This is a genomic window from Streptomyces sp. NBC_01433 (assembly GCF_026340105.1).
Lineage (GTDB): Bacteria > Actinomycetota > Actinomycetes > Streptomycetales > Streptomycetaceae > Streptomyces.
On the sequence record NZ_JAPEPM010000009.1, the window covers coordinates 60,029 to 74,252 of the forward strand.

The 14,224-nt window shown below is 71.2% G+C and carries 4 protein-coding genes and 1 pseudogene; 1 reads left to right on the forward strand and 4 read right to left on the reverse strand.

Annotated elements, in window-relative coordinates:
* Positions 1 to 239: 239 nt before the first annotated feature.
* From OG413_RS46410 to OG413_RS46425, 4 genes are all read right to left on the reverse strand, one after another.
* Positions 240 to 1,769, reverse strand: a complete 1,530-nt coding sequence (locus OG413_RS46410; RefSeq protein WP_266815987.1) for a 3'-5' exonuclease — start codon at positions 1,767 to 1,769, stop codon at positions 240 to 242.
* Between the two features lie 121 nt (positions 1,770 to 1,890).
* A complete protein-coding gene (locus tag OG413_RS46415) occupies positions 1,891 to 2,445 on the reverse strand; it encodes a hypothetical protein (RefSeq protein WP_266815988.1) in 555 nt (184 codons plus the stop codon).
* 200 nt (positions 2,446 to 2,645) lie between these two features.
* On the reverse strand, positions 2,646 to 2,849 hold the full coding sequence (locus OG413_RS46420; protein WP_266815989.1) for a hypothetical protein: 204 nt from the start codon (positions 2,847 to 2,849) through the stop codon (positions 2,646 to 2,648).
* The gene (locus OG413_RS46425) at positions 2,849 to 3,889 is read right to left on the reverse strand and encodes a hypothetical protein (protein WP_266815990.1); all 1,041 of its coding nucleotides are present in this window, start codon (positions 3,887 to 3,889) and stop codon (positions 2,849 to 2,851) included. The genes OG413_RS46420 and OG413_RS46425 overlap by 1 nt, the downstream gene beginning before the upstream one ends.
* Before the next feature lie 423 nt (positions 3,890 to 4,312).
* Between OG413_RS46425 and OG413_RS46430 the strand changes: the two are divergent.
* Positions 4,313 to 14,224: pseudogene (locus tag OG413_RS46430) on the forward strand (hypothetical protein); the annotation flags it as partial.

Here is a 14,224-nt window from a genome sequence, read left to right on the forward strand (position 1 = left end):
GAGTCTGTGACTTCGGCAGTCTGGCAGTCATTCGACGACACCCTGTAGCGGAACCCGCCGACTTCACGACCGGCCTGGCGTTCGTCCTCCGGGCGGCCATCCGGGGGGTGCGGCGACCCGCCTTATGCCGTCCGGCAGTTGGGTCGGTGGGGGCCGAAACGCAGACTGCCGGAGTCTGTGACTCCGGCAGTCTGTTATTCGGGGTGGAGCGTCCGCATGCCCGGCGGCCGCGCGGTGGGTCAGTCCTGCGGTACGGCGGTGGCGGCGACGATCGTCCCGGCGGGCGGGCCGCTGACCGGGTCGCCCGGGGCGGGCGGCGTCGGGGTGAACTCGGCGCCCCGCCCCTTCGAGATCTCGATCAGCACCTGCCGGGCGGATTCGCAGTCGCCGGCGGCGCGGTGACTGCCACCGAGCCGGAGCCAGCGGTGGGAGCCGACCCAGTCGGCGTACGCCTGCATCAGGCAGTACCAGCTGTTCCAGGGCTCCAGGTGCATCGGCTTCTTCCCGGCCCGCTCGATGTCGCGGAGGACCACGGATCGGTCGAACTCGGCGTTGTAGGCGAGGATCGTCCGGCCCTTGGTGACCTTGCGGAGCCGGGGGAGCACCTTCTCGAACGGCCGCTTGTTGGCGACCATCTCGTCCGTGATGCCGTGCACCCAGCGGGCTCCGTCGCTGATCTCGGCGTCCCCGGGGTTGACCAGGGTGTCCATCAGCTTCTTGCCGGTGGCCGCGTCGATCACGGCGATCTCGACGGTGCGGCCGTACAGGTCGGTGGTCTCGGTGTCGAGCACGACCGCGCGGCCCGGCTCCAGCAGGTCCCGGGCCTCCCGGGTGATCTCGCCCCACGCCGGGCACAGCTCGACCTCGGCGGCGTAGGCGCCCGCCTCCGGGTCGGCGGACAGCTCCCGGCGCACGGTGGCCTCGGTGGGCAGGTCCTCGACCCGCTCCCAGCCCAGCTCCCAGCGGCCGGAGTACGGCGAGTTCCAGGCCCACACCGTGATCCCGTGCCGGTCCGCGAGGCCCTGCGCGAAGCTGCGGACGGCGGCGGCCCGGGTCGGGGCGAGCTTGGCGTACTCGCGCAGCGGGGACGGCGCCCCCTTCGGCAGGCCGCGGGTAGCCTCCCAGTCGACGCCGGGCAGGTCCCGCAGATCGCGGACGTCCCCGAGCCGGTAGAGGGCGACGGTGACCGTACGGTGGCGGCCGACCTCCTTCTCGTAGGTGTGCGCGGGGGTGATCCATCCGGCGGCCTCGACGTACTTCCAGTCGCTCGCCCGGATCTCCAGCACGTCCGTGGCGGCGGCCTGCGCGGTGACGTACTGCTCGCCGTCGGCCTCGACGGCCATCTTGTCCAGGTCGGCGATCAGGTACCGGCCGCCACGACCGGTCGTGATGCGGCCCTCCTCGCTCATGCGCACCAGGTCGCTCCAGTGCCAGCCGATCCGGGATGCGGCCGCATCCCGGGGCAGGCTCGCCGCCTCCCACGCCACCCGCTCGCCGACGACCGACCGCACCAGGGCGGTGTCGAGTTCGCGTGCGGCCGCCGTGGAGTACATCGGCCATCCCTTGTACGAGTCGCAGGCCTCCAGGTGCTCCTGGGCGACGAGTTCGGCGACGTCCTCGGGGGTGACCGGCTCGCCGGTGTGCTCGGCGAGCAGCAGCGCGATCCGGGTGGCCCCGAGGGCCTCGGGTACGTAGGGCTCCTGCGCCGGGACCGCCGCGGTGGTGGTCTCAGCCTCGGTGGTCTCGGTGTTGATGGTCGTGTCCGTCACGGCCGGTTCTCCTTCTCTGTGGTCTCGCTGCTGGTGGTGCGGGCCTTCTCGGGTGCGGTCGGGCGGAGCCGTTTCCGCTCCCTCTCCCGCCGTCGTCAAGGGGTAAATCGGCATCTACCGGTCACCCTCCGGGGGGATTGGCTGGTTCTGGAGGTGATTCGACCGGGAAGCGGCCTTCTCGGACGAGCCGGGCGACGGCCTTGACTTCGGTGGCCAGCCGGGCGCGGGCCCGCGTGAGCTTCCGTTCGGCCTTCTGTTTGGCCACCCGGGTACGGGCGAGGGCCGCTTCCTGCTTCTTCTCCCGCTCGGCGAGGACCTGCACCAGCTCCTCGTACCGCGCGCTCTGCTCCGCAGCGATCTCGATGCCGGGACGCTGAGGAGTGGAGGACCCCTTCTCTCGGGTCGGCCGGTCGCGGGCGAAGGCGACCAGCTCGACGGCGACGGCCCACTTGGTGCGCTTGTGCGGTGGCCCGGTGAGCAGCGCGAGCGGCGGGAACTCCTTCGGGTACCGGTTCTGCCAGTTGGAGACGGCGGCCGCGCTGACGCCGACGAGCCGGGCGCCGGCGGCCAGGGTGACCAGCTCGCCCTGGCGGCCCTGGTACTCGGGCCGGAGCCAGACCACACCGTCGGCGCTGGCTCCGGGCGGGGACTCTGGGGGGTTCAGTTCCTGGTACATCTGCGGGTCTCCTCGATGTGCCCGGGGCTGGGGCCGGTGGCTGCCGGGGGGCTTCGCCGCCCCCCGGGCCCCCGCTCCCCCGGCACCGCCCGGCGCGGTCAGCGCTCCCGTGGTGCGGGTGCGTGCGCGCCGGACGGCACCGGGGCTGGGTTCCCCTGGCCTGGGCAAGTTCCTGTTTTCCGACCGGGAATGAGGCGCGGTCAGTCGTCGTCCGGGTCCGCCGCGGTGTTGCCGGTGTCCAGTCGGAGGTAGCTGTATCCGCTGTCGTACGGCTCGGGGTCGGTGATGTTGAACTCCCGGGCGAGGACTTCGACCACCACGGCGACGGTCGCCGCGTCGGCCGCGATCCGGATGTCGGCGATCCCGGGCAGGTGCTGGCGGGGGCGGCGCTCACGGCGGGCCATCAGTGGAAGCTCACTCGTGCGATGACGGCGAGCAGCTCCCCCGCGTCGCCCGCGCTCTGGAGTGCCTGGTGGTCGGCTTCCTTGACGGGGCCGACCACCAGGACGTGCTGGGCCCGGTCGAGCAGCGCCCACCAGTCCGCGGGCAGGCTCACGGTCTGCGCCGCCCGCCACAGCTCGACGTCGTCCTGGCCGTCGTCGTCGACGCGGACGAGTCCGCTCAGGGAGCGGTCGGCGATGGTGGCGCGCAGTCGCCAGGACGGGTCCACGTCCGGCATGCCGTGCAGCCCCCAGTGGTCCCAGTCGGTGCGGGCCTCCAGGTCCTCGATCCCGGCGCCCTCGCTCTCCGGGTACAGCGTGAGCATCGGCAGCGGCTGCCCGTCCGGGGTCGTCGTCTGCCCGACGAACACCCCGTAGTTCTCCGCGAGGTGGTAGGCGTCGACGTCGCCCAGGTCCAAGTCGTCCAGGGTGAAGACGTCGACCCCGGCCGCACGGAAGGCGTCCATCGGGTCGGTGGTCCCGCGCCGCGACGCGCCCTCGGTGACCTTCCGGACGGCTTCGGCCAGGACGGGGCCGTCACCCATCGCCCAGCAGTCGAGCGCATCGTCCAGGAGCGCGGCCGCCGCCGTCTCGTCCATCGCCTCGACGGCGGCGAACGCCTCGTCGCCGGTCCCGGCCTGCATGGCCGTACGGGCCAGGGGGGCCCATTGCCGGGTCGCGTCGGAGGCGGCGAACCCCACGGTGGGGACCGTGCCGTAGACGGCTCCGGCGAGCGCGGCGAGCGTCGCCCGCTTCTCCTTCACGACCTTCGGGATCAGCGTCTGCTGGCACGGCTGGCACCCGGCCCGGCAGGCGGCGACCAGCCGGGCGGCCAGGTCGAGATCCAGAACCCTCCAGCTGCCGTGCGGCACGAGCGGCAGGGCGCTCAGGTCCGGGAGCGGGGTGTGCGTGTGGGTGGTGCCGGCGGCTGCGGAGCTGTACGCGGCTCCGGTGCGCTGCGCCTTCTTCTTGGCGCGCTGCTTCTTACCGTGCTTCTTGACCACGAGTTCTCCTCGTCGACGTGCAGCGGTTACCCATGACCCGATGCACGCGAGCAAGAACGTGGTGAGCTGCGCGGGCATACGGAAGGTCCGTCGGACGGACCGGTGTTGCTCTCTTCGCACTGATGCACTGGGACCCCTCGGGTCCTGGCACCTTCGCCTCAGATCGCTCCCAGTCATGGGCTGAGGCTGGCTTGGGCCTGTGCGTGGCCTTACCCGAAAAACGATACACACCCCCACTGACAAAGAACGTTGAAATTGACCAAGTCCCGGCCAAAGACGGCGTTCGGAAAGTCCGGCATTCACCGGACTGGCCGCGGACCTATCTGGATCGAAGTTTTTGACCTTGGTCGGTAGGGTCCGGTGGGAGAACGTGGCATGTGCTTGCTGACGTGCCACGGAATTACGTGGCACGGGGAGAAGCGCATGGGGGATGCATTCGCGACGGCGGACACGACAGCGGAGACGGTGCCCGAGACAGATCCGGTCGCCTCACCTAGTCCGCTGCCGCTTCCCGAAGGGGCCGAGCCGGTCGAGGGGGTGACGGGCTATCACGCCCTGATCAAGGGCGGCACCGTCACCGTGTTCGACCCGGACGGCGTCGAGATCGCCTCCGCCAGGCGCAGCAGCAGTGGGTACGGCAGCGCCATCGTGGGCCTGGTCGGTGACACCCGGCTGGTCGCCGACGGTCTCGGAGACGGGAGGCTGACGTCGTTCGCGGGGCTGGCCGCGCGCCATCACCGGGCGGTGGCCGACCCGGGCCTCCGCGACCGGGTGTGGGTGCGGTGGGAGGGGGACGGCGTCGCCGCGGTGTACGGCACCATCAAGCACGACGACGCCGACCGGCGGGCAACGAAGGCCGGAAACCTGTACTGGTCGGGGCAGCGGCAGGCGTGGGCAACGGGCCGACCGTGGAAGCCGGGCACCCGCGACCGCAACCTCGCCGCTGTACTGAACGCGTTCGCCCGGCAGGACCGCAACATCGTGGTGCTGGGCCCCGGCCAGACGCCGAAGGATCTGCCCGCCTCGCCGACACCGGCCGCCGTCGCGGCCGCGGCCGCGGCCGTCCCGGCGCAGCAGGCCCCGCCGGCGGCCGCCCCGCCCGTCACCGCGCCGGAGCCCGCGCCGGAGCCGGAGCCGGAGGACTTGACCGGTCTCTCGTACGAGGACCTGGTGGCGGCGGAAGGCGTCGCCGACGACGAGCGGTCGCGGCGGTGGACCAGCGGCGCCACCGCGGCGGAGGCCCGGTACCAGCGCCTGCGCCGGGAGCGCGGCAAGCGGCTGCTGGACCGGGTGGCGACGGCAGCGCCGGTCACCGAGCTCAGCAACGAGGAGCTGGCCGCCGAGAGCGAGTGGTGGCAGAAGGCGATTTACAAGACGCCGTTCCACTCGGCTGACGAGAGCTACCGGACGCTGGAGCGGCGCCGCAAAGAGGTGACCGTCGAACAGAACGGCCGCACCGCACGGGCCCTCATGGCGGGCCCGGCGGCCGCTGACCTGGACGACGAGGCGCTGGAGAGCGCCTACGAGCGGATCGGCCCGGTGTGGACCCGCCTGCCCGCCGGTAATGAGCTGAACGAGCAGGTCACCGCCTACCGCAAGAGCCTTGAGGGTGAACGGGTCACCCGGCGGGCACGGTCCTACAGCGAGCGGACGCCGGTCGGCGAGATGACGCTGGAGGAACTGGTCGCCGAGAGCACCGACCTGGGGTCGCACCTGGGCGCCCGCAACGAGCAGTCCGCCTACTCCTACAGCAAGGCGGTCAAGGACGCCCGGGCGGAGCGCCTGCGGGTCGTGGACGCGGAGTGGCACCAGCGAGGCCTGGAGCAGAACCCGGACGCCGCCCGCGCGGCCCTGGGCCGGAGCATCGGCGACAAGCTCAGCGTCCTGATCGACGGCTCGGAGCGAAACTACGGCTATGTGGAGCGCCAGGGGAAGAAGTTCCGGGCTCTGACCAGCTATGACCAGCGCAGCGGCATCGGGGATTTCGATTCCGGTCCTGCGGCGATGGCCGCGCTGGTGCGCCGGTACGACCGGGACCCGGAGACGCTGCCGCGGCGCACCTGGGGCAACGAGCGGGAGGTGGACCTGCCGAGCAGTTCCTACGACCCGCTGGTGTCGTGGCTGCGGAACAGGCCGTCGGAACTCTCCCGCGAGTACGACCGGGTGCTCACCCTGCTCACTCCCTACCAGATGCCGACGCAGACGAAGGTCCTCAACCCGCTCACGAACCAGATCATGAGGGCCTACCCGTTCTACTTCGAGGAGGGGCTCCTCGGGGAGCTGTCACGGATCGCGGAGCGGACCACGGAGGACCTCCGCGAGCAGTCCCTCAACGAGCAGCTGCCCAAGCGGGAGCGGGAGGCGGCCAAGCGGCGCATCCCGGCGATGGGCGCCGCACTCATCGGCATCAACGTGGTGATCGAGCAGGTGCGTGCCGCCGGCGGCGACGTGGAGCGGCGCGGTGTGGACCAGGGACGGCTGGCGGCGCAGATGGCGGCGCTGGCCGGTACCGTCGACGAACGAGAGGGAGGCGAAAGCGATGACAGCGAACAGCCAGTACGCGACGCTGCTGCGGCGGCACTGGGAGGAGTTCCGGCCCCGGGAGCTGGCCGCGATGGAGAACCCGGACCGCTACTTCCGGACGCTGGGGATGCAGATGAGCGAGGCGATCGCCGCGGCGGAGGAGGACCTGGAGGAGACGCTGGAGCCGGAGACGGAGTACCAGGCCCGGGTCGGGCAGATGACACAGATCTCGTCGACGGCGCGGGAGCAGGTCCTGCGCGAGATGCTGCCGCCGCCGGAGGACGCGGAGGACCGGGCGGCGCCACTGAGTCCGGAAGCGGTGGAGCTGGCGGCGATCCGCAGGGAGCTGGAGAGCCTGTAGCAGCGGAGCGGTTCCGCCCTGACCCGGCGGACCTGCCGCGCGGCCCGCTGGCCCGCGCTGAGGCGAACCTCGAAGCCGTCAAGATGCTGCGGACGCTGGAGGGCGGCCGTCGCGGCGCCACCACCGAGGAGAAGCGCATCCTGTCCCGCTGGTCGGGGTGGGGATCGGTACCGACCGTGTTCCTCGACGAGCCGGACCCCGACGAGCCGATCTACGGGCCCGGGGGGGACCGTGAGGGCGGCTTCGAGACGGATCACACCAGCTGGGAGTTGTACTCCCGGGTGCGCGGAGAGCTGCGGGACCTGCTGGACCCCTTCGAGTGGCGGGCGGCGTCCCGGGCCGTGCTGTCGGCCCACTACACCCCGCGGGCCGTCGCAGAGGCGATGTGGCAGGGCCTGGCCGCGTACGGCTTCGACGGCGGGGAGGTGCTGGAGGCCGGGTTCGGCTCCGGCGTTTTCTGCGGGGTGGCCCCGCTGGCCGCGCGGCTGACCGGTATCGAGCTGGACCCCACCACCGCGGCGATCGCCGGATGGATCTACCCGCACGCCAACGTGCTGGCCGAGTCGTTCGCCGAGACCGACGTCCCCCTCGGGACGTTCGACGCGGTGATCGGGAACGTGCCGTTCGCGCAAGCCCCGTTCGGGGACCGCCGCTTTCACGGCGACTACAACCTGCACAACGGGTTCATCATCAAGAAACTCGCGCTGCTGCGGCCAGGCGCCTACATGGCCGTGATCACCTCGCGGTGGACGATGGACGGAGAAAGAAGCACCCCCGCCCGGCGTGAAATGGCGCGCTGGGGCGACCTGGCGGCCGCCTACCGGCTGCCGAAGAACACCTTCGACGAGACCGGTGACACCAACGTCGTCGCCGACGTGCTGGTCTTCCGCCGCCGCGCCGCAGACGAGGAGCCAAGCGACCAGGGCTGGACCGAGACGTCGCAACAAGATCTCGGCGGCAACACTCTGGCCGTCAACCCCTACTTCACCGAGCACCCCGAGAACGTGCTGGGGCGCATGACATCCGAGATCGGCCCGTACGGGCCCCGGGTGACCGTGCAGGGCGACCCGGACGCGGCGCCCCGTCTGCTGCGCGAGCGGATGGAGGCCACCGCCGCCGCGGCGGTCGCCGACGGCCTGGGCTACACCCACCACGAGGACTGGCCCCACCGCGAGCCCCTCTTTCTCCAGACCGCGCGGGTCAAGCACGCGACGGACTTCACCGGCCGCCTCTACACCGACGACCAGGGCCAGATCTGGCAGCACGTCAACGGCGCGGACCCGGTCCGGGTCATCACCGCGGACGGCGTCCAGGGCGCCGAGCAGCTGCGGACGCTGCTGTCGCTGCGGGACGTCGCCGGCGAACTGCAAGAGCTGGACCGCACCGGCAGTGACCCGGACCGGGCGCGCGAAGTCCGCGATCAGCTCGCCCGGCTGCACACCGCCTACACCGCGAAGCACGGGGCGCTGTCGCGTCCCCGGCAGACCCGGCTGGCCCTGCCGACCGATGAGGCGACGGCCGCCGCTCGTGCTGCCGGCGTCGGCCTGGAGGGTGAGGACCGGCTCCCCACGGGCTGGGGCTGGTTCCGCCAGGACCCGCACGCCGCCGTCGTCCTGGGGCTGGAGCACTGGGACCGGGCCAACGACAGGGCAGTGCCCTCCGAGGTCCTGACCCGGCGGCCGGGCGCCCGGCGCGGCGACCTGGAGCCCACCGACGACCCGAAGACGGCGCTGACGGCCGTGATGGGCGCCACCGGCCGTGTGGACCTGCCGCTGATCGCCTCACTGCTGGGCACCACCGCCGAAGAGGCCCGCCTGCGTCTGGGTACCGAGGTCTTCGACAACCCGGTCACCAGGAAGCTGGAGCACGCCGGGTCGTACCTGTCCGGGGCGGTGCGGGAGAAGCTGGAGCAGGCCCGCGAGGCCGCGGCCACCGATCCGAAGTACGCGGTGAACGTCGCCGCCCTCGACACGGTGCAGCCGCCGTCGAAGCGGCTCGGGCAGTTCACCGCCCAGCTCGGCGCCCACTGGATTCCCGCGCCGCTGGTGCAGGGCTTCCTGCGGGAGTACCTCGGTGACCCGACCCTCCAGATCAGCCACAACGAGCGCTACGGCTGGTCGCTGGCGGCGGGGAAGGTGCCCGACGCGATCAACGCGTTGAAGGGCACCGAGCGGCGTTCGGCGGTGCACATCGCCAAGGCCCTGCTCGGCCGGGCGTCGATGGTCGTCAACCGGCTCGACGGCGACGGCGTCGACGAGGACGCCACCCGCGCGATGCGGTACAAGGCCGACGCGATGCGCTCCGCGTTCGAGGACTACTGCACCGCGAGCACCCTGCGGGTCACCCAGCTCACCGATGCCTACAACCGGCAGATGAACGGGCACGTCGTCCGCAGTTACGACAGCCTCGCCCCGACGCTTGAAGGGTTCACCACCGAGCGGACTCCGCACCCGTGGCAGCTCTCCGGCGCCGCGCGGATGCAGTTCGAGCGCGGCGTGATCCTGGCGCACGAGATGGGCCTCGGGAAGACCACCACGATGGTCATGGGCTCGCAGGCGCTCAAGGCCTCCGGGCAGATCGGCAAGCCGTTCGCGGTCGTCCAGCCGGGCCTGGGCAGGCAGTGGCTCGATGAGGCCAAGCTGCTCTACCGCAACGCCGATATCCACCTGATCACCTCCGACGACCTCGAAGGCGAGAAACGCCGCCCGGTCCTGGAGTGGCTGCGGGCGAATTCACCGGACCTGGTCATCTTCACCGAGGGCGCTTTCGGGTCGATCCGGATGAGCCCCGAACAGCAGGAACTGTTCATCTTCCGTGAGATCGAGTCGCTCAAGGAGCAACTGGAGCGCGAGCGCGGAATCCCGCACAACGCCTTCGCGCTGATGAAGCTGGAACAGCGCCTGGCCACGGTGGAGGCCCGCATCCGGCGCAACGACGCCCCGATGCGCACGCCGGGCGAGGTGTACTGGGACGACCTCGGATTCGACTACGCCTGCATCGACGAGGCCCACCGGTTCACCGCCGTCGGGTTCCGCTCGAAAGAGGCGGGCGGTGACTCCGCGAGCGTGCGCGGCGTGGACCTGCACCAGAAACTCACCTGGCACCACCAGATGGCGGAAGCCGACGGCGGCCGCCCCACCGTGACCCTCGGCACCGGCACGCCGGTGGAGAACTCCATCTTCGAGCAGTACTCATGCCTCGAACTGGCGACGCCGTGGCTGCTGGACCAGTTCGGGGTCCACGGCCCGGACCTGTGGTCGGAGACCTTCGGGCAGAGGGTCCAGCGCATCGAGCAGGCGCCGGACGGCAGCGGCCTGACGATCGTGGAGCGGTTCTCCCGGTTCGTGTCCAAGTCCACGATGAAGACCATGTGGGGGCTGGCCACCGACACCAAGACCGGCGACGAAGTCGGGATCGAGCGGCCGAAGGTCGCCGGCGGGGCCCCCGAACTGGTGCTGGTGGAGCCGACCGCCGACCAGCGCACCCGGCTCCAGTCCCTCGTCGTCCGGGGGCAGGCGATCCACGCCGGGGACGTCACCCGCGAAGAGGACAACATGCTGGCCGTCTCCGGCGAGGGCCGCGCGGTCGCCCTCGACCCCCGGCTGGTGGACGCAGACGCACCCGGGGGCAACAAGCTGGTGCAGGCGGCCGACATCATCGCGGCCGGCTACCACGCCCACAAGGACCACACCTACTCCGTCTCCAGCCGGGACGACACCCCGCACCCGGTCCCCGGGGGGCTGTTCTTCGTGTTCGCCAACTCCGGCACCCCCGGCGGCAACAACAAGGGCAACTTCGACGCGTACGCCGAACTGCGTGACCTGCTCGCCACCCGCGGCGTCCCGCCCGACATGGTCCAGTTCGCGCAGGAGCACCGGACGCCGGAGCGGAAGGCGGAGATGACCAAGGCCGCCAACAACGGCGGCATCGCGGTCCTGATGGGCTCCAGCGAAGTCCTGGGCACCGGCGTCAACGCCCAGAACCGGGCCTACGCCCTGATGCACCTGGATCAGGACTGGACCCCGGCCATGATGATGCAGCGCAACGCCCGCGCCCTGCGGCCGGGCAACCAGCACGAGGAGGTGAACATCTACTTCCTGGCCACCAAGGGCAGCATGGACGCCTGGCAGGTCGGACTGCTCACCTCGAAGGCCGAAGGCCTGCGCGACATCCAGCGGCCGCCCGGCGTCGGCGACGACGAGGGCGACACCGTCGAAGAGATCGGCGCGAGCGACTGGGACTACGCCACGATGGCCGCCGAGATCGGCGGCAACCCCTACATGCGGCAGTTCATGGAGGCCCGGGTCCATCTCCAGGGCCTGGAGGCCGACCGCCGCAACGCGGCCGCCGACCGCGTGCGCCAGACCGAGCTGCTGGGCACCAAGGAAGGCGAGCTGGCCGGTACCCGGCTGGCCATCGCGGCCCGCGAGAAGGCCTTGCCGAAGATCACTGAAACGATCCGCGGCGACGCCTTCCGCATCCGTATCGGCGGGCGCGAGTTCGAGAAGTTCGGCGAGGCCGCCCCGGTCCTGCGCCAGGTCGTCAACGAAGCCGTGCGCGCCCACCAGAACGAGGGCCGTGGTGGGTGGAAGAAGCTGGGCACCTTCGGCGGCCTCGACTTCGCCGTCCAGCCGGAGATCGCCCACGGCAGCGGCGAGATCCGCGCGTACATCGGGTTCCCCGAGCTGCGGCACAGCGAATCACGGTGCTCCGTGGAGGACCTGCTCAAGGGCAACATCGGTGCCACCATGCTGGGCCGCCTGGCCACCGCCCTCGAAAAGGCTGAGGACCACCAGCTGATGGACCGTGAACGCCTTCCCGGCCTGGAAAAGGAAATCGCGGTACTGACGGCCCAGCAGGAAGCAGTGAATTACGGGCCCGCCATCGAGCACGCACGGCGCCGGGTCGAGCTGCTCGACGGAATCGTCGGCGCGATCACCGAACGGGACAAGATCCCCGATCTGACCGAGTCCATGCTCGACCCGAAGAAGCACCCCACCGAGAACAGCCGCAAGAAGGCCCTCCGGGAGAACGCGGAGAGGCGGGCACCTCACCAGGCCAACGTCGACGCGGTGGCCTTGCAGTTGGCCACGTTCGACGCGGAGAACCCCGCCCCCGAGCCCGTACAGCTCGTCAACACCTGGACAGAGGACAACGACACCGACGAGGCTTTCGAGCAATGGCGAGAGCAGCAACGGACCATCGTTCAACAGAACCGGGAGGCTGGGCTGGGCGCCCCGATCTCCACGGACGAGCCCGCCCCTGCACCCGAGGACGGCGCTGCCGATGCCGCGGCCGCCGAGCCCGACAGTGCCTCTGGGGAGCACACCGCAGGCCAGGCGCTGGAGCAGGAGCCGGGCGGCGACCGCACCGAGGGACCGGCGGCTGAGACCGCCGAGCAGCCCGGTGAAGCCGAGGCCCCGTCCGCGCCCGCTGCGGAGGCGCTCACTGCTGAAGACATCACCACCCTGTTCGCGCCCGGCGAGCAGGTTCGCGTCACCCCCCTGAGCTACGACACGTGGAGCAAGACCTACGTCCCGCAGCCCGAGTTCATCGGCACCGTGATCGGCTACACCCGGAACGGCAACTACAGGGTGCTTGAGCCGGAGTACGGCACCAGTAACAGGGACTACGACGCCCGGCGTGAACTGCACAAGCTAGACCCGGAGCCAGACGACGAGAGCACCACGGGGCCGGCGGCTGAGACCACCGAGCAGCCCGGTGACGGATACGGGACGGCCGATCTGTACGACGAGTTCGGACTCACGCAGCCCGGCCGTGTCCCGGTCCCGGAGCCACAGGGCGAACCCGACCCCGAAGAGGAGATGGACGAGCCCGCCGGCGTGCCGGACGGACAGATGACCGTGGAAGAGGTCCAGCCCGTAGCGGTCGCCGACGGGCCGGACACGGCCGGTGCAGGCGTGGCCGCGACAAGCGACGGGCGAGAGCGCCTGACCAGTACCGACGGGCGGCTGACGTTCACCCTGCACGTCGTCCCTGCCGACGCCGGGTTCCACCAGGAGGCCGTGGACGGCTACCAACGGCGTCGCAGCGAGTTCACTGCCGTCGTCGAAGCCAAGAACGAACAGTCCGCCCAGACGCCCGCGGAGCAGGCGGACCAGCTGAACCGGTGGCGCCAGACCTACAAGACGGGCAGCGGCCTGGAGCCGTGGCGGCCGCTGCCCTCCCTGCGCCTGACCCGGCATGAGGACGCCCCGGGTCTGGTCCCCGCGGAGTACGACGTCGGCTCGTGGGTGACCTGGCGGGACGGGCCGAACGGCCAGCAGGTGACCGGACAGGTGATGTCGCCCGGTCCGGGCACGGGCACCTGGTACGTCAGCACCGACCGGACCGGCGTCACGGGTGAGTACCACGTCCTCAGCCGGAGCGGGAAGAAGGCCACCGGCTACACCTACGCCCTCAACGGCGCCGCTGCGGACCTGCGGCCCGTCGACGGGCCTGCGCAACAGGTGCCCTTCGAGGACCTGCCCCCCGTGGACTCCGTCCCCGCCCAGCCCCTCACGTCGTACGCCGACTATGTGCCGGGCGATGGCCTAGCCGTGGTGCGCGAGCCGATCCCGGTGACGGTCGGCGAGATCACCTCGCGCGGGCCGGAGATGGTTTTCGACGTCCTCGCGGACGGCGTGCCGTTCGTGGTCCAGGTGACCCGCCACGCCTCCAGCGGCGTCCAGATCTTCACCCCTCGTATCGAGATCGACGGCGAAGTGGTCCGGACTTTCGTCAGCGCGGAAAGCCGGGGCGGGGCGGTCGAGATCTGCGAGCGTGTGGTCCGGGAGGCCCGCGAGGACGCCGCCAAGCCCCTCCGCGCGCGCCACCGCAACTACGACTTCACCCCGGCAGCAGCTGGACAGTGTGGGGAGTACAACCTGCACACGCTCGACACCGAGCCCCAGCCGCTCTACCACGTCGGCGACAGCGAACCGCTGTGCATCGAGCACGTCGTATCCACCTTCGGCGTGGAGCTATCCGAGGTCAGCAAACTCGCCCGCGCCCACCAGATCTGGGGGACTCGCGTGGTCGCCGAACCCGCGGCCGCCACCGCCCCGGGGACCCCGCCGGCCGATGTCGAGCAGCCGGAAGAAGTCGTCGCACAAGAGACGGCGGCCGCCGCGGCGTCGCAGGACCCGCACGAGGTCGCCCGTGAGGCGCTCCAGGGCGGCAACCGGATCACGATTGTCGTGAGCAGCAGGAACATCGAAGGGTATGGGGACATCTGGGGGGAGCGCGTGCCGGAGACGGCCACCGTCACCGGCACCGTCTACCCCGGGTACCGCGACTACCGCCAGAACAGCACGCTGCTGGATGCCGTGATCCTCGACCCGACCGGGGAGGAGGTGACCGCCACAGACGCGGTCTTCATCCGGCAACTGCCTGCGCAGGCGCAGCTCATCCCGGCCGAACACCGTGACGACCTGCGGCCGGAGACCCGC

Coding starts and splice junctions, on each gene's coding strand:
- OG413_RS46415 (WP_266815988.1), bottom strand. CDS start 2,445: ATGTACCAGGAACTGAACCCCCCAGAGTCCCCGCCCGGAGCCAGCGCC.
- OG413_RS46420 (WP_266815989.1), bottom strand. CDS start 2,849: ATGGCCCGCCGTGAGCGCCGCCCCCGCCAGCACCTGCCCGGGATCGCC.